A 20,850-nucleotide genomic window follows, 5' to 3' on the forward strand; every position below is an offset into this window, starting at 1 on the left:
GCTGAGGGGCCGGTGTCGGACTACAGCGGCTGGGCGCGCGGCGGGCGCTGGCAGCGCGGGCAGTAGTAGCTGGAGCGGTTCATCCAGGCGCGGCGGCGGATCGGCGTACCGCAGCGGTGGCAGGGCTCGCCCTCCCGTCCGTACGCGTCGAGTGACCGGTCGAAGTAGCCGGACTCGCCGTTCACGTTGACGTAGAGGCTGTCGAAGCTGGTGCCGCCCTGGGCGAGCGCCTCGTTCATGACGTCCCGGACGTGTCCGAGCAGCGCCGTCGTCGCGGGGCGGGTGAGCGTCGCGGTGGGCCGCTCGTAGTGCAGCCGGGACCGCCACAGGGACTCGTCCGCGTAGATGTTGCCGACGCCGCTGATCAGCGTCTGGTCGAGGAGGGCGCGCTTCACCGTGGTGCGGCGCAGGCGCAGAGCCGTGTGGAACGCGGCGTCGTCGAAGGCCGGGTCGAGCGGATCGCGGGCGATGTGCGCGATCGTGTCGGGCAGACCGAGCGGGGTGTTCTCGTGGAGCGAGAGCCCGCCGAAGGTCCGCTGGTCGACGAAGCGCAGCTCGGTGCCGAGGGCGTCGTCGAAGACGATCCTGATCCGCAGATGCTTCTCGTCGGGAGCGTCCTGCGGCTGTACGAGCAGCTGACCGCTCATCCCCAGGTGGCCGAGGAGCGAGAACGTCATGTCGTCGAGCGGCACCCAGAGGTACTTGCCGCGGCGCATGGCCGTGCCGAAGCGGATTCCGTGCAGCCGGGCCGCGAAATCGGGTCCGCCCGCGAGGTGCCGGCGGACCGCACGCGGATGCAGCACCTCCACCCCGCCGACGGTGCGCCCCGTGACCCAGCGCTCCAGACCCCGCCGTACGACTTCGACCTCGGGCAGTTCGGGCACGGTGACTCCTGGGGGACTGGGCGGGGCGGGAAAGGGAAAACCCCCCGGTGCACCAGGCACCGAGGGGCTTTCTCATGGTTCAGGCCGGAGCGACGTCCGTGTCCGGCGACGACAGTTCGGCAGGAGTGACGGCGGCCCCTGCCTCGGCGGCGGCCTTGGCCGCTGCCTGTCGCGATTCCGCGTCGGCGCTGATTTCGCGCCAGGCGGATTCTGCCGCCTGTTGCTCCGCTTCCTTCTTGCTACGGCCGGTGCCGGTGCCGTACGAGACACCACCGACGCGAGCGGCAGCAGTGAAGGTCTTCTCGTGATCCGGGCCGGTCTCCGTGACGAGGTACTCGGGAACCCCGAGGCCCTCGCTCGCGGTGAGTTCCTGGAGGCTGGTTTTCCAGTCCAGGCCGGCGCCGAGGTTGGAGGACCTGTCGATCAGCGGGTCGAAGAGCCGGTGAACCAGCTCCGAGGCCACGCCGAGGCCCTGGTCGAGATAGACGGCGCCGATCACTGCTTCCAGTGTGTCGGCGAGGATGGAAGCCTTGTCCCGGCCACCCGTACCCTCTTCACCGCGGCCGAGCCGGATGAAGGAGCCGAGTTCGAGGCCGCGGCCCACTTCCGCAAGTGCACGCGAGTTGACCACCGCGGCCCGCAACTTGGCCAGCTGGCCTTCGGGCAGGTCGGGGTGGGTGCGGTACAGCGTGTCCGTGACCACCAGGCCGAGCACCGAATCCCCGAGGAATTCGAGACGCTCGTTGGTGGGCAGACCGCCGTTCTCGTACGCGTACGAACGGTGGGTCAGCGCACGCACCAGAAGGGCGGACTCGAGGTGATACCCGAGCCGCCCTTCCAGAAGCGTGTGGGACGAGGCTGTGTTGACGTTGTCTGCCTGCTTCTTGGCGCTGGACAACTCAGACATCGGGCCTCTCACCAGCCGCTCAGACCTCGAGGACCTGGCGCTTGTTGTAGGTGCCGCAGCTCGGGCACGCAATGTGCTGGAGCTTCGGCTCCTGGCAACGCTCGCACGAAACCAGGGTGGGGACCGCAGCCTTCCACTGCGACCGGCGGTGGCGCGTGTTGCTGCGCGACATCTTCCGCTTCGGAACAGCCACGGCTACTTCTCCTGCTTCTCGTCGACGCCTGCTTCGGCGCCGCCCATGTTGTCCTTCTCGCCGTCCTGAACGGTCTCGGCGAGTCCTTGCAATGCCGCCCAACGAACATCGACGGCATCGTGGTGGTGTCCGGGATTCTCGTTCAGCCTGATTCCGCATTCGGAACACAGACCGGCACAGGTCTCCTTGCACACCGGCTGCAGCGGCAGTGCGAGCACCACCGCGTCACGCAGCACTGACTCGAGGTCGAACAAGCCGTCCTCGAGGAAGAACATGTCCTCGTCGTCCTCGGCGTCGTCGACCGGCTCCGCAGTCCTGCTGCGGCCCCGGTCATCGGCGTCAGGGTACGAGAACATCTCCTGGAAGTCCGCTGAAACCTCTCGGCTCAGCGGCTCCAGACACCTTACGCACTCCGCTTCGGCCGTTGCACGGGCGGTGCCTGTGACAAGCACCCCTTCCATGACCGACTCGAGACGGAGGCTGAGCGCCAGGGGTGCGCCTTCCGGCACACCGATGACTCCGTCGATACCCAGATCCTTGGGTGCCTCCACCGAGCGGGTCAGCCGCTTGAGGGCACCAGGACGCCGACCCAGCTCACGCGTATCGAACACGAGAGGGTTGCGGTGGTCGAGGTGGCCGTTCAGGGCTTTTCCTGCTTTCGAATCATGTGCATCGCGCTGTTCCGGGGAAGACTGTCCCGGCTTCGGATGAGAAGCGGGCAGCCGGGATCGCGGACATAGGCGCGACCGAACAGCCAGGATACTGGACGCACCGCCCAGCACCCAATCGGGTCCTAGCGGCTCCGGACCGGTGCCGGCCGGAACTCCGTCCGGCCCGGTCAGCGCCCCTGTTCGTAGCGGCGCAGCTGCTCCAGGTCGATCATGCTGGTGTCGAAGAGGCTGGTCTCGTCGAGCGCGCTCTCACCCTGCTGCGCCGGGGGCTGGGCCGGCTGCTGCGACCAGCCGTACTCCTGCTGCTGGGGCTGCCCCTGGTTCGGGTCATAGCCCTGCTGCGCGTACGCGGCGTACGGATCGGGCTGCTGCTGGTACCCGTAGACGTCCTGCTGGACGGGCTGGTCCTGGTACCCGTACGTCTGCGCGTACTGCGGCTCCGGCTGTGCCTGGACCGGGAAGTCGGGCTGCGCCTGGGGCGCGTAGTCCGGCTGTCCCTGGGGCGCGTAGTCCGGCTGGACCGGGCTCGTGTAGTCCGGCTGAGCCGGGCTCGTGTAGTCCGGCTGCGTCCGGCCCGGGAAGCGTGGCTGCTGGGACGCGGGCTCCGGCGTGGAGAGCTCGGCCAGGCCGGCCCAGTGGTCCTCGTCGCTGGTGTGCCCCTGGCTGCCCGCGGCGTCCTGGGCGGCCATGTGCGCCCCGAGGTCGTCGGTGGCCACCCGGCCGAGCAGCTTCTGCCGGCCCCGGCCGACCGCCTCCAGGGTCTTGGCGAGTACGGCCTCGAAGGCGCCGAGCTTGGTGTCGACGTACTCGTCCGCGCGCCGCTGGAGCGTCTCCGGGTCGGCGCTGCGCTCGGGCGCCTCGGCGAAGTCCGGATCGTCGTAGCCCTGGCCTTCGTAGCCCTGGCCCCGGCCGAGGAGCTTCTCCCGGCCCCGGTCCACGGAGCCGATGGTCTTGGTGAGGACGACCTCGAAGTTGGCGAGCTTGCTGTCGACGTACTCGTCGGCCTCGGCCCTGACCTCTTCGGCGTCCTTGCGGGCCTCCGAGAGAATCCGGTCGGCCTCGTCCTTCGACCGGCGGGCGATCTCCGTGTCCGAGACCAGCGAGCCGCGCTGGGCGTGGGCGGACTCGATGATCCGCTCGGCCTCCTGGCGGGCCTGCTCGACCAGCTGCTCCCGTCCGCCGATGAGCTCCTGGGCGTGGGCGAGGGACCCGGGCAGGGCCTCCCGTACCTCTTCGAGCATGGCGAGCAGCTCGGCGCGGTTGACCACGCACGACGCCGACATCGGCATGGACCGGGCGTTCCCCACCGCTTCGACGATCTCGTCCAGCTTCTTCTGCACGTCCACCGTGTGCTCGCCACTCTCTGCCGCTGTTGGAGACGGACGGGACGACTGTAAGGCCAGTCGGCTCCCGTCCGACACCTGGTGACGGTCGGTCAGTGCCTCACTGCTCTCCCAGGCGCTCCGCGAGGGCCTCGTGGACCCTGGGCGGCAGCAGATGGGAGACGTCGCCGCCCCACGTCGCCACTTCCTTGACCAGGGAGGACGACAGGAAGCTGTACGTGGGGTTGGTCGGCACGAAGAGCGTCTCGACGCCGGAGAGGCCGTTGTTCATCTGGGCCATCTGGAGCTCGTAGTCGAAGTCGCTGACGGCCCGCAGGCCCTTCACGATCGCGGGGATGTCGCGCTCTTTGCAGAAGTCGACCAGGAGGCCGTGGAAGGACTCGACCTCGACGTTGCCGAAGTCGGCGGTGACCTCGCGGATCAGCTCGATCCGCTCCTCCACCGTGAACAGTCCCTTCTTGGACTGGTTGATCATCACGGCGACGTGCACGACGTCGTACAGCTTCGAGGCACGGCCAATGATGTCGAGATGTCCGTTGGTGATGGGGTCGAACGACCCCGGGCAGACGGCGCGGCGCAACGTGATTCCCTCCCTCTCCGGTCCGGTCATCGTGCGTCTTCGCACGTAGAGGCGGCGCGACCGTACCAAAGCGTTCCCTCGCCGTAACGACGGGCCCGCAGTGGCTCGAATCCCCTGGGCCAGTTGAACTCTCCGCCTCGGGTGCTGCGCTCCACGGTGACGAGCGCGTCGTCGGTGAGCCACCCCTGAGTACGGAGTGTGAGCAGGATCTCGCCAAGAACGCCGTTCGTGACTGCGTACGGGGGATCGAGGAACACCACGTCGTAGGGCTCGGCGGGCGCCGGTCCCGTCACGATCTGTTCGGCTTTGCCGGCCCGGACCTCGGCACCGGGCAGACCGAGCGTGCGGACGTTGTCGCGCACGACGCGGACGGCCCGGGCATCGGCCTCGACGAGGAGGGCGTGGACGCCGCCCCGGGAGAGCGCTTCGAGGCCGACGGCTCCGGAACCCGCGTAGAGATCCGCGATGCGGATGCCCTCCAGGGTGCCGAGGAGCGCTTCCCAGGTCGAGAACAGGCCCTCGCGCGCCCGGTCGGACGTGGGGCGGGTGCCGGTGCCGGGCGGGACGGCCAGGCGGCGTCCGCCGGCCGAGCCGGCGATCACGCGGGTCATGGGTGTCTGGTCCTAGCGTCGCGGGTGGCACACAGGTCGGTACGCGTGCCGTGCACCCACGATATGGCGTCCGGGCCGATCAGGCCCCGGTCACCCCTTGTCGAGGTACTCCTCCCGCTCCTTGTCCAGGAGCGCGTCCAGAGCCGTACGCAGCTCCGGCAGGTGCTCCAGTGCGGGGTCGGCCGCGACGACGGCCACGGCCTCCTCGCGGGCCGCGGCGATGACCTCCTCGTCGTCGATGACGCTGAGGACCCGGAGGGAGGAACGGACACCGGACTGGGCCTGGCCGAGGACATCGCCCTCGCGGCGCTGCTCCAGGTCGATGCGGGACAGCTCGAAGCCGTCGAGCGTGGCGGCGACCGCCGAGAGCCGGGCCCGCGCGGGGCTCGCCTCGTGGGCCTCGCTGACCAGCAGGCAGAGGCCGGGCGCCGAGCCGCGTCCGACACGGCCTCGCAGCTGGTGCAGCTGGGATACGCCGAAGCGGTCCGCGTCCATGATCACCATCGCGGTGGCGTTGGGGACGTTCACACCGACCTCGATGACGGTCGTGGCGACCAGGACGTCGGCCTGCCCCGCGGCGAAGCGGCGCATCACGGCGTCCTTGTCGTCGGGGTGCATCCTGCCGTGCAGCACCTCGATACGGAGCCCGGCGAGCGCGCCCTTGCGCAGTTCCTCGGCGATCTCCAGCACGGCGAGCGGCGGGCGCTTCTCGCCGTCGTCCTCAGGCGCGGCGCCCTTGGCTCCCTTCCCCTTCTTCTTCTCCGCCGCCTCGTCGGCGTCGTCACCGATGCGCGGACAGACGACGTACGCCTGGTGGCCGTTCTCCACTTCCTCGCGGACCCGTTCCCAGGCGCGGCTGAGGAAGTGCGGTTTGTCCTTGGCGGGGACGACATGGCTGGCGATCGGGGAACGGCCCGCCGGGAGCTGGTCGAGTACGGAGGTCTCCAGGTCCCCGAAGACCGTCATCGCGACCGTACGGGGAATGGGGGTGGCGGTCATGACCAGCAGATGGGGCGGCTGCTTCCCCTTGGAGCGCAGCGCGTCGCGCTGCTCCACACCGAAGCGGTGCTGCTCGTCGACGACGACGAGCCCCAGGTCGTGGAACTGCACCTTGTCCTCGATCAGCGCGTGGGTGCCGATCACGATCCCTGCCTCGCCGGTGACCAGGTCGAGCAGTGCCTGTCTGCGGGCCGGGACGCCCATGGAGCCGGTGAGCAGGACGACCTTGGTACCCAGGGCGGAGCCGCCGAGCATGCCTCCCTCGGCGAGCTCTCCCATCATCTCCGTGATGGAACGGTGGTGCTGCTGGGCGAGCACTTCGGTGGGCGCGAGCATCGCTGCCTGCCCGCCCGCGTCGACGACCCCGAGCATGGCGCGCAGGGCGACCATGGTCTTCCCCGAGCCGACCTCTCCCTGGAGCAGGCGGTGCATCGGGTGTTCGGTCGCCAGGTCGTCGAAGATCTCCCTGGACACCTTCTCCTGGCCCTCGGTGAGGGTGAACGGCAGCTTCGCGTCGAAGGCGTCGAGCAGCCCGTCCGGTACGGACCGGCGGGCGACGGCCGGAAGCTGGGTGTCGGCGTAGCGGCGGCGGGCCAGTGCGACCTGGAGGATGAAGGCCTCGTCCCACTTCAGCCGGTCCTTGGCGTCCGCGACGTCGGCCCTGGTCTGCGGGCGGTGGATCTTCAGCAGTGCCTCGGGCAGCGCCGCGAAACCGCGTCCCTCGCGCAGGGTGGGCGGCAGCGGGTCGACGGCGTCCTGGGCGCTGGGCAGCACCGCGTCGACAGCCTTGGCGATCCGCCAGGAGTCGAGCTGCTTACAGGCCGGGTAGATCGGCAGCAGCTTCCCGGCGAAGGCGTCGACCGCCTCCGTCGCCTCGTCGGCGTCGGTGGCGTCCAGCAGTTGGTACGTGGGGTGGGCGAGCTGCGTCTTCCGGTTGAACACGGAGACCTTGCCCGCGAACATCGCCCGCCGGCCGGGCAGCAGTTCCTTGTGCGGCTTGTGGACTCCGTGGCCGAAGAAGACGAGTTGGAGACGCCCGCTGCCGTCGGTGAGGGTCACTTCGAGACGCTTGCCCCTGCCGTTGTTGAACACCATGATCCGCGCGTCGGCCACCTGCGCGACGACGGTCACGTGCTCGTCCCGCGGGAGGTCGGACAGCGCCGTGAGCTGGCCGCGCTCCTCGTACCGCCGCGGGTAGTGGTGGAGCAGGTCACCGACCGTGTGCAGGTCGAGGTGTTCGGCCATCACCTTCGCGGTGGCTCCGCCGAGCAGCTTCTTCAGGGGTTCATCGAACGAAGACACGCGGTCCATTGCACACCACGCCACTGACAAATGTCCGGCGGGCGCCCTGGGGCGGCTCTCGTGCCGTTACTCGACGCCGATCAGCAGGGGTGCCACCTGGCGGCCGCCCCGGTAGACGACTGTGTCCACGGCCAGGTATCCCTCGCGTACGTGCTCCGCCAGCGCGTCGGCCAGCGCGTCGGGTACGTCCTCGCCGAGGATCAGCGTGACGAGTTCGCCGCCCGCCGACAGCATCCGGTCCAGGACGGTGCGGGCGGTCGCGGGCACCTCGGATCCGATGACGGCGACGTCCCCGTCGATCAGGCCGAGGATGTCACCGGCCTGGCAGACGCCCGCCATGGTCCACGACTGCCGCTCGGCCACGGCCAGTTCGGCGTACCGGGTGGCTCCCGCAGCGGCGGTCATGGCCACCACGTCCTCGTCGAAGCCCCGGTCCGGTTCGTGGACGGCGAGCGCGGCGAGGCCCTGGACGGCGGCGCGGGTGGGGATCACCGCGACCCGGACGCCTTCGGTGCGGGCCTGCTCGGCGGCGGCGCCGGCGGTGTGGCGCAGCGTCGCGTCGTTGGGCAGGAGGACCACTTCGCGGGCGTGCGCCCGGCGGATCGCGTCGACGAGTTCGCCGCTGGCGGGCGGCTCCCCGGGGCGCGCGAGCACGGTGGTCGCCCCCGCCTCCGTACACAGTCCCGCGAGCCCGTCGCCCGGGACCACGACGACGACCCCGCGCTGGGCGGGCTCGGCCTGGGCGTGGACCCGGTCGGCGCCGAAGTGGGTGATGCGGATGCGGTACGGCCGTCCGGCCTCGACCCCGGCCTCCACGGCGGCGCCCGCGTCGTCGACATGGACGTGGACGTTCCACAGCCCGTCGCCGCCCACCACCACGAGCGAGTCACCGATTCCGTCCAGCCGGGTCCGCAGCCGGTCGACGGCCTCGTCCCGGGCCTCCAGCAGGTAGATCACCTCGAAGGCGGGCCCTTCCGCGGCCGCACAGTCGTCCGCCGGCCCGGCCGGCATCCCGGGTTCCACGGCCCACGACGTCCGCTTCGGCGCCTGCCCCGAGACGGCTTCGAGCAGTGCCCCGAGTACGGTCACCAGGCCCCGCCCGCCCGCGTCCACGACGCCTGCCCGTCCGAGGACGGCGAGCTGGCCGGGGGTGGCGGCGAGCGCGGTGCGCGCACGGTCGTACGCCGCTCCCACCACGGCGGTGATGCCCCCTTCCGCGCGTTCGGCCGCCTCGGCGGCCGCGGTGGCCACGGTCAGCACCGTGCCTTCGACGGGGTGGGCGACGGCCTGCCGTGCCGCCGCGGCGGCTCTGGTCAGGGCAGTTCTCAGATGGGCCGCGTCCCCGCCGTCGGCCAGCACCCCGGCCATGCCCCGGAGCAGCTGCGCGAGGATCGTGCCGGAGTTCCCGCGGGCGCCGATCAGCGCGCCGTGCGCCATGGCCCGTACGGCATCGGCCCGGCCCGCCACCAGGGAGCCGGTCTCGTGGGCGGCGAAGACCGCTTCCACGGCCGCGGTCGCGGACTCGACGGTCAGATAGAGGTTGGTGCCGGTGTCCCCGTCGGCGACGGGATACACGTTGATCGCGTCGATCTCCTCGCGCTCCCGGCCCAGGGCCTCCAGCGCGAGTGAGCACCAGGTGCGCACCGCGACGGCATCCAGATCGTCGGGGAGCTGCGGCACCTGATGGTCCTCCTTGAAGCGGCCGTCGGCGGCGGGTTGCACCGCAGACTAGCCCGCCGAGCCGCGGCTCCGGCGGGGACAGGGGCGGGGCGGGCGACCGGGCCGGACATGGTAGTTTCGTATCTCCGACGCAGCCGTTGTATGCTGCTCCGGTTGCCCGATGAGAGTCGGGCCATTCCCTCCGGTACCGCCACTTCAGTCAAATGAATCCGGCGCGCCGGAATTCACTGTAAGTGCATCTGAAGTCTTTGGAGTGACCCGTGGCTGCCAACTGCGACGTTTGCGGCAAGGGGCCGAGCTTCGGCAACAGCATTTCGCACTCGCACCGCCGTACGTCCCGTCGCTGGAATCCCAACATCCAGCGCGTGCGTGCAGTGGTCGGGCGTACGCCGAAGCGGCTCAACGTCTGCACCTCGTGCATCAAGGCCGGCAAGGTCGCGCGCTGACGTCTCGTCGTAGCGCAGCCTTACCGGTTGCCCAAAAGGCCGGTCCACCTCGGTGGACCGGCCTTTTGCTGTGCCCAGAACTCCGCTGTGCCCAGAACTCCGCTGTGCCCCAGGAATCCCGCTGTGCCGGGAATCCGCGGCGCCCCGTCAGTGCGGCGTGCGCGTCAGCCAGCCGTGGTCGACGGGGCCGATCCCGCCACCGAGCGGGAATCCTGCCGCGATCGCCCCGGTGACGTACGCCTTCGCGGCCCGGACGGCCGCCGGTACGTCCTCGCCACGGGCCAGACCGGACGCGATGGCGGACGCGAGGGTGCAGCCCGTGCCGTGCGTGTGCCGGTTGTCGTGGCGGGGTGCGCGCAGCCAGTGCTCCTCGTCGCCGTCCGTGAGCAGGTCCACGGCCTCACCCGGCAGATGACCGCCCTTGATCACCACCCAGCGCGGCCCATAGGCCAGCATCCCGGCGGCGGCCAGGCGCATTCCGGGCTCGTCGGTGACGGTGACACCGGTGAGCTGCGCCACTTCGTCGAGGTTCGGGGTGGCCACGGTGGCGACGGGCAGCAGCTTCGTCCGTACGGAATCCAGCGCCTCGGCGGCCAGCAGCGGATCTCCGTGCTTGGAGACGCCGACGGGATCGACGACGACGGGGGCGTCCGTGTCCGCCAGCAGCGCGGCGACCGTCTCGACGAGAGCGGCCGAGGAGAGCATTCCGGTCTTGACGGCCTGGACCCCGATGTCGTCGACGACGCTGCGGTACTGGGCGCGTACGGCTTCCACCGGAAGTTCCCAGGCGCCCTGGACGCCCACGGAGTTCTGCGCGGTCACGGCCGTCAGCACGCTCATGCCGTGCACGCCGAGTGCCAGCATCGTCTTCAGATCGGCCTGGATGCCCGCACCGCCGCCGGAGTCGGACCCGGCGACGGTGAGGACACGAGGCGGTACAGCGGAGCGTATGGGCATACGCGGCAATCTACTGGGCGTCCTCGATGTCCCCGAAATGGTCCCAGCCGCCCTTGCTCGTCCAGGGCGCACCGTCGACCGTCACCTGGGGCAGCGCCGAGGGGTTGAGGACCTCGCCGATCACCTTCCAGCGCGCCGGGAGCTTCACGTCCGGCGGGAAGGTCGCCACGATCGCGTGGTCCTCTCCCCCGGTCAGCACCCACTGCAACGGGTCGACGCCGACGGCCTGGCCGATGTCGGACATCTGCGAGGGGATGTCGATGAGTCCCGAACGCAGGTCGATGCGGACCTTGCTGGACTCGGCGATGTGCCCGAGGTCCGCCACGAGCCCGTCGCTGACGTCCGTCATGGCGGTGGCGCCGAGTCCGGCGGCCGCGGGGCCCGCGTGGTACGGCGGTTCGGGCCGCCGGTGCGCCTCGACGAAGGCGCGTGGTGAGCGGAAGCCCCGGGAGAGCACGGCGAATCCGGCGGCCGACCAGCCGAGCCATCCGGTGACGGCGACGACGTCGCCGGGTCTGGCGCCGGCCCGGGTGACGGGCTCGTGGTTGCGCAGATCGCCGAGAGCGGTGATCGCGATGGTGATGGTGTCGCCGCGGACGACGTCACCGCCGACCACGGCGGCGCCGGCCACCTGGCACTCGTCGCGGATGCCGTCCATCAGCTCGCCCGCCCAGGTGACCGGGAGTTCGGCGGGCACGACCAGGCCGAGCAGCAGCGCGGTGGGCACGGCGCCCATGGCTGCGATGTCGGCGAGGTTCTGCGCGGCGGCCTTGCGGCCGACGTCGTACGCCGTCGACCAGTCACGGCGGAAGTGCCGGCCCTCCAACATGATGTCGCTACTGGCCACGACCCTGCGGTCGGGAGCGGCTACGACCGCGGCGTCGTCGCCGGGTCCCAGCCTCACCGCCGGAGTGGTGGTGAGCCGGGAAGTGAGCTCTCTGATGAGCCCGAACTCCCCCAACTCGCCCACGGTTCCCTTCACCGAGTCTCACCTCTCATTTATCGCACCGGACACCTGTCCGGGCTGCTTCAGCGGACCGAGGTCCCGGCCGTGGTCCGTCGGCCGCCGGGGGCTTTCCGCCCCGGGACGTACTGGCATGTCCGTCCCCCTTCTGCGCCGGTGGGCTTGCGGTCGCGTGCCGTCACCGCTGTCGGTACCGTCAAGAGATACGTCAACTTCTGTCTTCCGTACGCCACGCTGTGGGAGTCATACGGCCCGCAGGTCTCCCCGTGGCCCGCGGCGACGCGATACCGTGGCGTCCCTTTCCCCCACATGATCCTCGTGGCCGCCCTGGAGGTTCCGTGGTACAGGCGTACATCCTTATTCAGACAGAGGTGGGCAAGGCGTCGACAGTCGCCGAGTCCGTCGCGAAGATCCCGGGAGTCATTCAGGCAGAGGACGTCACAGGCCCCTACGACGTGATCGTGCGCGCACAGGCCGACACCGTCGACGCACTCGGCCGCATGGTGGTGGCCAAGGTTCAGCAGGTGGACGGCATCACACGAACACTGACCTGCCCGGTCGTCCACCTCTGACCCCCGTCTAGGCTGGGCCGGTGATGCACTCCGGCCGCAAGCTCCCCCGTTCGCTGTTCCTCGCCCCCTCCGCCGCCGCGCTCGTCCTGGTCGCGGCGGGCTGCTCCTCCAGCGACGCGCAGACCTCGATCACGGTTCCCACACCGTCCTCGGAGGCCGCAGCGTACTGCGAGGCGCTGCACGAGGAGCTGCCGGAGACCGTCGCCGGTATGGACCGGAGCGATCCCGAGCCGGACTCCGACCTCACGGCCGGATGGGGAGACGGGGCGATCGTACTGCGCTGCGGCGTTCCCCGGCCCTCGAAGATGGGGGACGTCCAGTCGGAGGGGATCGAAGCGGACGGCGTCAACTGGCTGCTGGAGCAGCGGGAGGGCGCCGGTCCGCGGTTCACCACCGCTTATCGCAAGGCGTATGTGGAGGTGACGCTCCCCCGGGAGTTCGCCCACGACATCACGCCGCTCGCCGAGTTCGCCGCGTCCGTCAGGAAGACGGTCCCCGAGCGCCTGTGAAGGGCCCCGGGGTCCTCCCGGCGGACGCGGCGGCGCGTCAGCGCAGGCCCGTGGGCCTGTTCAGCGCGGCCTGGATCAGCCGGTCCACCAGTTCCTGGTAGTCGACACCGCTCTCCTGCCACATCCGCGGGTACATGGAGATCGGCGTGAAGCCCGGCATCGTGTTGATCTCGTTGATGACGAAGTCGCCCTCGTCGGTGAGGAAGAAGTCGGCGCGCACGAGGCCCTCGCAGGAGGTGGCGTCGAAGGCGGCGACGGCCAGCCGCTGGACCTCCGCGGTCTGCTCCGCCGTGAGCGGAGCGGGCACCAGTCCGGCCGCCGAGTCGATGTACTTGGCCTCGAAGTCGTAGAAGTCGTGCGAGGTGACCGGCGGGATCTCGGCGGGCACGCTGGCGCGCGGGCCGTCCTCGAACTCCAGGACACCGCACTCGATCTCGCGGCCCCGCAGCAGCGACTCCACGAGGAACTTGGGGTCGTGGCGGCGGGCCTCCTCGATCGCCTCGTCGAGGCCCGAGAGGTCGTCGACCTTGGTGATACCCATCGAGGAACCGCCGCGGGCGGGCTTGATGAAGAGCGGGAAGCCGTGCTCGGCGGCGAACTCCACGAGGCGCTTGCGGGCGGTGGGACGGTCGTTGTCCCACTCGCGGGGGCGCACCACCTCGTACGGGCCGACCGGCAGCCCGAAGGAGGTGAACACCCGCTTCATGTACTCCTTGTCCTGTCCGACGGCGGAGGCCAGGACACCGGCGCCCACGTAGGGGACACCGGAGAGCTCCAGGAGCCCCTGGAGTGTGCCGTCCTCGCCGTACGGGCCGTGCAGCACCGGGAAGACGACGTCGACCTCACCGAGCGCCTTGGGGACCGCGCCCGGTTCGGTGTAGACGACTTCGCGGCTGCCGGGGTCGACGGACAGCACGACACCGCCTTCGTCGGACTCCGCGAGCTGGGCCACGTTCGGCACCTCGCGGTCCGTGATGGCCATGCGTGCGGGATCGTCGGCGGTGAGCGCCCAGCGGCCGTCCGAGGTGATGCCGATCGGCAGGACGTCGTACTTCGTCCGGTCGATGGCGTTCAGTACGGCGCCGGCCGTGACGACCGAGATGCCGTGCTCGGAGCTGCGGCCGCCGAACACGACGGCAACCCGCGGCTTACGGCCCTGCACAGGGCTCTCGGGGCTCTCAGGGCTCTGGGGGAGGTTCTCGCTGCTCATATCGCGATGAGCGTACCTGCTGGTAAGAGAGACGTCAGCGCCGCTCGGGCTTGGCGCTGCGCGCCATCAGCTCCTTGAGCGCGACGACCGGCGGCTTGCCCTCGTGGACGATGCCGACGACGGTCTCCGTGATGGGCATGTCGACTCCGTGCCGGCGTGCCAGATCGAGCACCGATTCGCAGGACTTGACGCCCTCGGCGGTCTGCCGGGTGGCGGCGATCGCTTCCTGGAGCGTCATCCCGCGGCCGAGGTTGGTGCCGAAGGTGTGGTTGCGCGACAGCGGGGAGGAGCACGTCGCCACCAGGTCGCCGAGGCCGGCGAGTCCGGAGAAGGTGAGCGGGTCGGCGCCCATGGCCAGGCCCAGGCGGGTGGTCTCGGCGAGGCCGCGGGTGATGAGGGAGCCCTTGGCGTTGTCGCCGAGACCCATGCCGTCGGCGATGCCGACGGCCAGGCCGATGACGTTCTTGACGGCGCCCCCGAGCTCGCAGCCGACCACGTCCGTGTTGGTGTACGGCCGGAAGTACGGGGTGTGGCAGGCGGCCTGGAGGCGCTGGGCCACCGCTTCGTCCTGGCAGGCGACCACGGCGGCGGCGGGTCGGCGCTCGGCGATCTCCTTGGCGAGGTTGGGGCCGGTGACGACCGCGACGCGGTCCGGGGTGACACCGGTGACGTCGGCGATGACCTCGCTCATCCGCTTGGCGGTGCCGAGTTCGACGCCCTTCATCAGCGAGACGAGCACCGTGCCGGGTCCGATGTGCGGGGCCCAGTCGGCGAGGTTGGCGCGCAGGGTCTGCGAGGGCACCGCCAGGACGGCGAAGTCGGCGCCGCGCAGGGCCCGGGCGGCGTCGGTGGTGGCGCTGACCGAGGAGGGGAGTTCGATGCCCGGCAGGTAGTCCGGGTTGGTGCGGGTCGTGTTGATGGCCTCGGCGACCTCCGCGCGGCGGCCCCAGAGGGTCACGTCGCAGCCTGCGTCGGCGAGGACCATGCCGAAGGCCGTACCCCATGAGCCGGTTCCGAAGACGGCTGCCTTCGCGGGGTGCGTCACGTAAGTCCCTTTCCCTCTGCCTTGCGCCGTTGCTCGGCGCGGGCCTTGCGGTGATCGTAGAGCTCGGTGGGTGCCTTCTCGCCCCGTACGACCTCCAGCTGTGCGGTGACGGCGGCCATGATGGCCTCGGTCGCCTCGCGCAGCACCTCGGGCGTGGGCTCCAGGCCGTAGAAGCGGTCGAGGTCCACCGGCGGACCGGCCTGCACCTGAAGGGTCTTGCGGGGGAAGAAGCTGAACTTGTTCTGCTTGGCGTACGGCGGCATCGCGAGGTTGGCACCCCACTGGGCGACGGGAATGACCGGCACCTTGGTCAGCAGCGCGACCCGGGCGGCGCCGGTCTTGCCGGCCATCGGCCACATATCGGGATCACGGGTGAGCGTGCCCTCGGGATAGAACGCGACGCATTCGCCCCGCTCGATCGCGTCGACCGCGGCGCGGAAAGCGTCCAGCGCATTGGTCGTCTCGCGGTACACGGGGATCTGGCCGGTGCCTCGCAGCATCATTCCGACGAAGGGCGTGCTGAACAGTCCCGCCTTCGCCAGCAGCCGCGGCACCCGGCCGGTGTTGTACTGGAAATGTCCGTACGAAAGCGGGTCCAGGTACGAATTGTGGTTGACCGCGGTGATGAATCCACCCTCGGCCGGAATGTGTTCCATTCCCCGCCAGTCGCGCCTGAACAGAACCACCAACGGCGGCTTGGCGATGACCGCCGCCAGGCGGTACCAGAAGCCGATTCTGCGGCGGGACACTCGGACGCCTTCCTCTAGGACCTGACCTGCTGCCTGCCTACCGACGGTCAAGTTTCGCCCCAGGCCCCTGTTCTGTCGAGAACACCGTACGCCCCGCCTTCCTGGGCGGATCTCCGGGTTGTCACACCGGCAGGCGAGAATGAGTCGCATTGCGTACGGAGGGGGAGATGGCCACGAACACCGACCTGACCGGGTCCTGGTCCCTGATCGTCCCGCTGAAGCCGCTCGCGCGGGCCAAGAGCAGGCTGGGGCGGACGGTGGGCGGGCTGCTGAGACCCCGTCTCGCCCTGGCGTTCGCCCAGGACACGGTGGCCGCGGCGCTTTCCTGCCAGGCGGTGCGGGATGTGTTGGTCGTCACGGACGATCCGGCGGCCGGGGAGGCGCTTTCGGCACTGGGGGCGCGCGTCGTCGCGGATTCACCCGCGGCCGGGCTCAACGCGGCGCTGACCCACGGGGCGCGTACGGCGCGGTCCCTGCGGACCGGTGCGGCGGTGGCCGCGCTCAATGCGGATCTTCCCTCGCTGCGGCCCGCGGAATTGGCTCGGGTGCTCGATTTTTCTGCCGAATTTCCCCGCGCTTTTGTGACGGATGCGGCGGGAATCGGTACGACATTTCTGTCCGCGTCGCCCGGTTCGGAATTGCGTCCGGCTTTCGGCGGTTCCTCGAGGGCCCGGCATCTGGCTTCGGGAGCCGCGGAAATTACGCTCTCCGGGATCGATTCGGTCCGCCAGGACGTGGACACCGGCGAGGATCTCCTGGTGGCACTGGCCCTCGGGGTGGGGCCGCGCACCGAGGGGCTGCGCGCTTCGGCCGGTCCCGCACGGGACCGATAGGCTTTCGCCCATGCAGGCGACCGCGTACACGTACGACTCCGAGACCCGTTCCGGCAGTGTGCTTCTCGACGACGGCACCCCGATGGCCTTCGACGCATCGGCCTTCGACGCGGGCGGCCTGCGGCTGCTGCGTCCGGGGCAGCGGGTGCGGATCGAGGTGAGCGGTGAGGGCGCCTCGCCGCGGATCAGCCTGGTGACGCTCCAGACGTTCTGAAAAGCCCGCGGGCCGGGCTCCCCAGGGGGAGCCCGGCCCGGCGCGTGTGAGAGGTACGAGCGCTGCCCGTCCTCACTTCTTGCGTGCAGTGGCCTTCTTGGCCGTGGTCTTGCGCGCCGTGGTCTTCTTCGCGGGCGCCTTCTTCGCCGTGGTCTTCTTGGCGGGCGCGGTCTTGCTGGCGACGGCGGCCTTCTTCGCCGGAGCGGCCGTCTGCTTGGCGGTGGCGGCCTTCTTGGTGGTGGCCGTCGCCTTCTTCGCCGCCGGCGTCGCCTTCTTGGCGGTGGCGGTGGTCTTCTTGGCCGGCGTGACCTTCTTGGCGGTGGCTGCCTTCTTCGTCGCCACGGCCTTCTTGGCGGTGGCCTTCTTGGCCGCGGCCTTCGCCGTCGTACGGGTGGAAGAACCGCCCGAGAGGCTGCCCTTGGGCGCCTTCTTCACGGCCACATCGTTCTTGGGGAGCTTCTTCGAGCCGCTCACCAGGTCCTTGAAGCCCTGTCCCGCACGGAAACGGGGCACGGACGTCTTCTTGACCCGCACGCGCTCACCCGTCTGCGGGTTGCGGGCGTAACGGGCGGGGCGGTCGACCTTCTCGAACGAGCCGAAGCCGGTGACCGAGACACGGTCCCCTGCGACAACTGCGCGGACGATCGCATCGAGTACCGCATCGACAGCGTCTGCGGCCGGCTGACGGCCGCCGACCTTGTCGGCAATCGCTTCTACGAGCTGCGCCTTGTTCACGTCTTCCCCTTCGGAGACATTGCCAGAACGAAAGTGTTCAAGCGTTTTCGCACGTTAGGCAGATATATACCGCAAATCAAACACGAAACGGGCTAATCACCCTAGTGCCGCAACGAAGTCGACCACTGCGCTGTTCCGCAGAGTCAGTCACCTTCGGGGAATCGGCCCTCATCGAGGTCCTTCATCAACCGGTCCAGACGCCTTGCCGCATCTGGGAGATCGTGCTTCGCCGCGGCCGTGACGACCAGCAGCTTCCGGGTCAGCGCCATCCGTACGCCCTCCGGGACTTGCAGTGCGCGCACTGTTGCGTGCGCTTCCTTCAATCGGTCGGCGACTTGGCCATAGAGCTTGAGTTGGCTGTCGCGTTCCATGCACCGATTGTGCCATCTGGGGCGAGTTGTCGCCCGACGGGGTCTCAACAAGCGACTGCGCCCCCTGCCGGAAGGCAGGGGGCGCAGTCCCGGAAAAGCGCTGCTCAGACCTCAATCGTACGCGGCTTGTGGGTCGGCCTCGCCGCCTCATAAGTCGCAATGTCCGCTTCGTTCTGAAGGGTGAGGCTGATGTCGTCGAGGCCGTTCAGCAGCCGCCAGCGGGCGTTCTCGTCGAGCTCGAAGTCGGCCGTGATGCCCTCCGCGAGGACCTGGCGCTTCTCCAAGTCCACGGTGATCTCGGCAGTCGGGTCGGCCTCCGTCAGCTCCCACAGCGCGTCCACGACCCTCTGGTCGAGCACGACGGTCAACAGACCGTTCTTCAGCGAGTTGCCGCGGAAGATGTCGGCGAACCGGGAGGAGATGACGGCCTTGAAACCGAAGTTCTGCAGGGCCCAGACGGCGTGTTCACGCGAGGAACCCGTGCCGAAGTCGGGACCCGCCACCAGGACCGAGGCGCCTGCCCGCTCGGGGCGGTTGAGGACGAAGCTCCCGTCCTTGCGCCAGGCCTCGAAGAGGCCGTCCTCGAAGCCGTCCCTGGTGACCTTCTTCAGCCAGTGGGCGGGGATGATCTGGTCGGTGTCGACGTTGCTGCGGCGCAGCGGGACGACCCGGCCGGTGTGTGCGGTGAATGCTTCCATGGCTATCGGGCTCCGGCGGACGAGAGGGCATCGGACAGGTCGGCGGGCGAGGCCAGATGGCCCAGCACGGCGGTGGCCGCGGCGACCTGCGGGGACACCAGGTGCGTACGGCCGCCCTTGCCCTGCCGGCCCTCGAAGTTCCGGTTCGAGGTGGACGCCGACCGCTCACCGGGGGCCAGCTGGTCGGGGTTCATACCGAGACACATCGAACAGCCCGCGTGCCGCCATTCGGCCCCCGCGGTGGTGAAGACCTTGTCCAGGCCCTCCTCGATCGCCTGGAGGGCGACACGCACGGAGCCCGGGACGACCAGCATCCGTACGCCTCTCGCGACTTTGCGGCCGTCCATGATCGAGGCCACGTTGCGCAGGTCCTCGATACGGCCGTTGGTGCAGGAACCTACGAAGACGGTGTCGACCTTGATGTCGCGCAGCGGCTGCCCGGCGGTCAACCCCATGTACTCCAGGGCCCTTTCGGCGGCGTGCCGCTCCGAGGCGTCCTCGTACGAAGCGGGGTCGGGGACGTTGGCCGACAGGGGCGCACCCTGGCCGGGGTTGGTGCCCCAGGTGACGAACGGCGCCAGTTCGGCGGCGTCGATGACGACCTCGGCGTCGAAGACGGCGTCGTCGTCGGTGCGCAGGGTCTCCCAGTACGCGACGGCCGCGTCCCACTCCTCACCCTCGGGGGCGTGGTCACGGCCCTGGAGGTAGTCGAAGGTCGTACGGTCCGGGGCGATCATGCCCGCGCGGGCGCCGGCCTCGATCGACATGTTGCAGATGGTCATCCGGGCCTCCATCGAGAGCTTCTCGATGGCGGAGCCGCGGTATTCGAGGATGTAGCCCTGGCCGCCGCCGGTGCCGATCCGGGTGATGATCGCCAGGATCAGGTCCTTGGCCGTGACGGTGTCGGGCAGTTCGCCCTCGACGGTGATCGCCATGGTCTTCGGGCGGGCCAGCGGGAGCGTCTGGGTGGCCAGAACGTGCTCGACCTGGCTGGTGCCGATACCGAAGGCCAGCGCGCCGAACGCGCCGTGCGTGGAGGTGTGGGAGTCGCCGCAGACCACGGTGGTGCCGGGCTGCGTCAGTCCGAGTTGGGGGCCGACCACGTGCACGACGCCCTGCTCGACGTCGCCCAGGGGGTGCAGCCGGACGCCGAAGTCCGCGCAGTTCTTGCGCAGGGTCTCCAGCTGCACACGGGAGACCGGGTCGGCGATCGGCTTGTCGATGTCGAGGGTCGGGGTGTTGTGGTCCTCGGTGGCGATGGTGAGGTCGAGACGCCGCACCGGGCGTCCGGCCTGCCGGAGGCCGTCGAACGCCTGCGGGCTGGTCACCTCGTGCAGCAGGTGCAGATCGATGAAGAGAAGGTCGGGCTCGCCCTCCGCGCGCCGGACGACATGGTCGTCCCAGACCTTCTCCGCGAGTGTCCTACCCATCGCGTTCCCTCCGGCCGGCGTCTTCGCCGGCTCAACTAGAGCTTTCGGTGCACCGTCCGGCACCCCCGTGCGGGGCGGTGGCTACGGGCCCTTGTGTGGCCGCCCGTACAGGTTCGCAACTTCCGCCGGAAATTGAACTTGCGTTTCACAGAGTGAGACGCGAGTATCGTCGTATGGACAACTCTAGCGGCGTCGGCGTTCTCGACAAGGCAGCTCTGGTATTGAGCGCCCTGGAGTCCGGTCCGGCCACCCTCGCCGGGCTGGTCGCGGCGACCGGGCTCGCACGACCCACGGCTCATCGACTGGCCGTGGCACTGGAACACCACCGCATGGTGGCAAGGGATATGCAGGGCCGTTTCATTCTCGGACCCCGTCTGTCGGAACTCGCGGCCGCGGCCGGTGAGGACCGTCTTCTGGCGACGGCGGGTCCGGTGCTCACGCATCTGCGGGACATCACCGGCGAGAGCGCGCAGCTCTACCGCCGGCAGGGCGACATGCGGATCTGTGTGGCGGCGGCGGAACGGCTGTCCGGACTCCGGGACACCGTGCCGGTGGGCTCCACGCTCACCATGAAGGCCGGATCGTCCGCGCAGATCCTGATGGCCTGGGAGGAGCCGGAGCGCCTGCACCGCGGCCTCCAGGGCGCCCGCTTCACGGCGACGGCACTCTCCGGCGTACGCCGCCGGGGCTGGGCGCAGTCGATCGGCGAGCGGGAACCGGGCGTCGCCTCGGTCTCGGCGCCGGTGCGGGGGCCCTCGAACCGCGTGGTCGCCGCCGTCTCGGTCTCCGGACCCATCGAGCGGCTGACCCGCCACCCGGGCCGGATGCACGCCCAGGCGATCATCGACTCGGCGGCACGGCTGAGCGAAGCCCTGCGCCGCACGGGCTGACGCGCCCTGCGACGCCCCCTGCCCTCAAGGTCGCCCCAGCGCCGTGGCGGCCCCCTT

General features: G+C 70.0%; 24 protein-coding genes. 6 read left to right on the forward strand and 18 right to left on the reverse strand.

What is annotated here, in order from left to right; genetic code table 11:
- Window positions 1-20: 20 nt before the first annotated feature.
- The 9 genes from mutM to F0344_RS08920 all read right to left on the reverse strand — a co-directional run bounded on the left by mutM (window position 21) and on the right by F0344_RS08920 (window position 9,170).
- The gene (gene mutM / locus F0344_RS08880; protein WP_185298263.1) at window positions 21-884 is read right to left on the reverse strand and encodes a bifunctional DNA-formamidopyrimidine glycosylase/DNA-(apurinic or apyrimidinic site) lyase; all 864 of its coding nucleotides are present in this window, start codon (window positions 882-884) and stop codon (window positions 21-23) included.
- A 79-nt stretch (window positions 885-963) separates the two neighbouring features.
- Window positions 964-1,791, reverse strand: coding sequence for a ribonuclease III (rnc, locus tag F0344_RS08885; RefSeq protein WP_185298264.1), 828 nt, complete (start codon window positions 1,789-1,791; stop codon window positions 964-966).
- A gap of 19 nt (window positions 1,792-1,810) precedes the next feature.
- Complete coding sequence (gene rpmF / locus F0344_RS08890) at window positions 1,811-1,984, reverse strand: 50S ribosomal protein L32 (protein ID WP_003965982.1); 174 nt, start codon at window positions 1,982-1,984, stop codon at window positions 1,811-1,813.
- A 2-nt stretch (window positions 1,985-1,986) separates the two neighbouring features.
- A complete protein-coding gene (locus F0344_RS08895; RefSeq protein ID WP_185302586.1) occupies window positions 1,987-2,595 on the reverse strand; it encodes a YceD family protein in 609 nt (202 codons plus the stop codon).
- 227 nt (window positions 2,596-2,822) lie between these two features.
- Window positions 2,823-4,001: an ATP synthase F0 subunit B gene (locus F0344_RS08900; protein WP_185298265.1), complete on the reverse strand. Its 1,179-nt coding sequence runs from the start codon at window positions 3,999-4,001 to the stop codon at window positions 2,823-2,825.
- A 97-nt stretch (window positions 4,002-4,098) separates the two neighbouring features.
- Window positions 4,099-4,578 (reverse strand): pantetheine-phosphate adenylyltransferase, encoded by a 480-nt coding sequence (gene coaD / locus F0344_RS08905; protein ID WP_185302587.1) that lies wholly within the window; start codon window positions 4,576-4,578, stop codon window positions 4,099-4,101.
- Window positions 4,579-4,604: 26 nt separating this feature from the next.
- Window positions 4,605-5,189 (reverse strand): 16S rRNA (guanine(966)-N(2))-methyltransferase RsmD, encoded by a 585-nt coding sequence (gene rsmD / locus F0344_RS08910; RefSeq protein ID WP_185298266.1) that lies wholly within the window; start codon window positions 5,187-5,189, stop codon window positions 4,605-4,607.
- A gap of 90 nt (window positions 5,190-5,279) precedes the next feature.
- On the reverse strand, window positions 5,280-7,499 hold the full coding sequence (gene recG, locus F0344_RS08915; RefSeq protein WP_185298267.1) for an ATP-dependent DNA helicase RecG: 2,220 nt from the start codon (window positions 7,497-7,499) through the stop codon (window positions 5,280-5,282).
- A 57-nt stretch (window positions 7,500-7,556) separates the two neighbouring features.
- A complete protein-coding gene (locus tag F0344_RS08920) occupies window positions 7,557-9,170 on the reverse strand; it encodes a DAK2 domain-containing protein (RefSeq protein ID WP_185298268.1) in 1,614 nt (537 codons plus the stop codon).
- A gap of 260 nt (window positions 9,171-9,430) precedes the next feature.
- Between F0344_RS08920 and rpmB the strand changes: the two genes are divergently transcribed.
- Window positions 9,431-9,616 carry a 50S ribosomal protein L28 gene (rpmB, locus tag F0344_RS08925; protein WP_003965989.1) on the forward strand — a complete coding sequence of 62 codons (186 nt, stop codon included), beginning with the start codon at window positions 9,431-9,433 and terminating at the stop codon, window positions 9,614-9,616.
- Window positions 9,617-9,763: 147 nt separating this feature from the next.
- On the opposite strand, the gene thiD is transcribed toward rpmB, so the two are convergent.
- The gene (gene thiD / locus F0344_RS08930) at window positions 9,764-10,573 is read right to left on the reverse strand and encodes a bifunctional hydroxymethylpyrimidine kinase/phosphomethylpyrimidine kinase (RefSeq protein ID WP_185298269.1); all 810 of its coding nucleotides are present in this window, start codon (window positions 10,571-10,573) and stop codon (window positions 9,764-9,766) included.
- A gap of 10 nt (window positions 10,574-10,583) precedes the next feature.
- The gene (locus F0344_RS08935) at window positions 10,584-11,555 is read right to left on the reverse strand and encodes a thiamine-phosphate kinase (RefSeq protein WP_185298270.1); all 972 of its coding nucleotides are present in this window, start codon (window positions 11,553-11,555) and stop codon (window positions 10,584-10,586) included.
- A gap of 320 nt (window positions 11,556-11,875) precedes the next feature.
- On the opposite strand from F0344_RS08935, the gene F0344_RS08940 reads away from it, so the two are divergent.
- Together F0344_RS08940 and F0344_RS08945 are read left to right on the forward strand one after the other, a co-directional pair.
- Entirely contained in the window at window positions 11,876-12,109 is a 234-nt protein-coding gene (locus tag F0344_RS08940; protein WP_185298271.1) for an Lrp/AsnC family transcriptional regulator, read from the forward strand.
- Window positions 12,110-12,132: 23 nt separating this feature from the next.
- On the forward strand, window positions 12,133-12,618 hold the full coding sequence (locus tag F0344_RS08945; protein WP_185302588.1) for a DUF3515 domain-containing protein: 486 nt from the start codon (window positions 12,133-12,135) through the stop codon (window positions 12,616-12,618).
- Window positions 12,619-12,655: 37 nt separating this feature from the next.
- On the opposite strand, the gene F0344_RS08950 is transcribed toward F0344_RS08945, so the two are convergent.
- Genes F0344_RS08950 through F0344_RS08960 form a run of 3 tightly spaced genes read right to left on the reverse strand, consistent with a single transcriptional unit; the run spans window position 12,656 to window position 15,622 of the window.
- Window positions 12,656-13,828 carry a D-alanine--D-alanine ligase family protein gene (locus tag F0344_RS08950; protein WP_185298272.1) on the reverse strand — a complete coding sequence of 391 codons (1,173 nt, stop codon included), beginning with the start codon at window positions 13,826-13,828 and terminating at the stop codon, window positions 12,656-12,658.
- 34 nt (window positions 13,829-13,862) lie between these two features.
- Window positions 13,863-14,873, reverse strand: a complete 1,011-nt coding sequence (locus F0344_RS08955; protein WP_185298273.1) for an NAD(P)H-dependent glycerol-3-phosphate dehydrogenase — start codon at window positions 14,871-14,873, stop codon at window positions 13,863-13,865.
- Entirely contained in the window at window positions 14,870-15,622 is a 753-nt protein-coding gene (locus F0344_RS08960; RefSeq protein ID WP_185298274.1) for a lysophospholipid acyltransferase family protein, read from the reverse strand. Before F0344_RS08960 ends, F0344_RS08955 begins: the two co-directional genes overlap by 4 nt.
- Before the next feature lie 149 nt (window positions 15,623-15,771).
- On the opposite strand from F0344_RS08960, the gene cofC reads away from it, so the two are divergent.
- Together cofC and F0344_RS08970 are read left to right on the forward strand one after the other, a co-directional pair.
- On the forward strand, window positions 15,772-16,455 hold the full coding sequence (cofC, locus tag F0344_RS08965) for a 2-phospho-L-lactate guanylyltransferase (protein WP_185298275.1): 684 nt from the start codon (window positions 15,772-15,774) through the stop codon (window positions 16,453-16,455).
- A gap of 10 nt (window positions 16,456-16,465) precedes the next feature.
- Window positions 16,466-16,669 (forward strand): hypothetical protein, encoded by a 204-nt coding sequence (locus F0344_RS08970; protein ID WP_185298276.1) that lies wholly within the window; start codon window positions 16,466-16,468, stop codon window positions 16,667-16,669.
- A gap of 72 nt (window positions 16,670-16,741) precedes the next feature.
- On the opposite strand, the gene F0344_RS08975 is transcribed toward F0344_RS08970, so the two are convergent.
- The 4 genes from F0344_RS08975 to leuC form a co-directional block, all read right to left on the reverse strand.
- A complete protein-coding gene (locus F0344_RS08975; protein ID WP_185298277.1) occupies window positions 16,742-17,404 on the reverse strand; it encodes an HU family DNA-binding protein in 663 nt (220 codons plus the stop codon).
- A gap of 143 nt (window positions 17,405-17,547) precedes the next feature.
- A complete protein-coding gene (locus tag F0344_RS08980; RefSeq protein ID WP_185298278.1) occupies window positions 17,548-17,775 on the reverse strand; it encodes a hypothetical protein in 228 nt (75 codons plus the stop codon).
- A gap of 104 nt (window positions 17,776-17,879) precedes the next feature.
- Entirely contained in the window at window positions 17,880-18,473 is a 594-nt protein-coding gene (gene leuD / locus F0344_RS08985) for a 3-isopropylmalate dehydratase small subunit (protein WP_185298279.1), read from the reverse strand.
- A gap of 2 nt (window positions 18,474-18,475) precedes the next feature.
- On the reverse strand, window positions 18,476-19,903 hold the full coding sequence (leuC, locus tag F0344_RS08990) for a 3-isopropylmalate dehydratase large subunit (protein ID WP_185298280.1): 1,428 nt from the start codon (window positions 19,901-19,903) through the stop codon (window positions 18,476-18,478).
- Between the two features lie 173 nt (window positions 19,904-20,076).
- On the opposite strand from leuC, the gene ndgR reads away from it, so the two are divergent.
- Entirely contained in the window at window positions 20,077-20,793 is a 717-nt protein-coding gene (gene ndgR / locus F0344_RS08995) for an IclR family transcriptional regulator NdgR (protein WP_024490257.1), read from the forward strand.
- Window positions 20,794-20,850 lie beyond the last annotated feature (57 nt).

The sequence above is a fragment of the Streptomyces finlayi genome, from assembly GCF_014216315.1.
Lineage (GTDB): Bacteria > Actinomycetota > Actinomycetes > Streptomycetales > Streptomycetaceae > Streptomyces > Streptomyces finlayi_A.